Annotated in this window: 1 protein-coding gene; it reads left to right on the top strand. The window is 31.2% G+C overall.

Annotated elements, in window-relative coordinates; genetic code table 11:
* Nucleotides 1-225 (top strand): hypothetical protein (locus RZA33_RS19815; RefSeq protein ID WP_317510094.1); only part of this gene is annotated, 225 nt, incomplete at its 5' end.
* Nucleotides 226-234 lie beyond the last annotated feature (9 nt).

Below are 234 nucleotides of genomic sequence, written 5' to 3'. Positions count from 1 at the left end.
AAACAAATATTTTGGATTAGTTATTTTGGCGATGTTTATCATAATTCTAAATCTCCATCATGTGTTATTTCCGCTTTACGAAGTGAAGCAAGTTTCTTCAAACTATCAACATTTCTATTTATCTTGTTCTCTATTCTCTGTTCTAATGTTGTTTCATTTGACTGGATTATATTTCCACTTCCTGAATGGGTGGTTGTTAAAGCATCTAATCATTCACCAGTTTGAACAGCAATA

This window comes from Halovibrio sp. HP20-59 (genome assembly GCF_033052795.2).
Taxonomy (GTDB): Bacteria; Pseudomonadota; Gammaproteobacteria; order Pseudomonadales; family Halomonadaceae; genus Vreelandella.
This window is presented reverse-complemented; position numbering and strand designations above follow the sequence as displayed.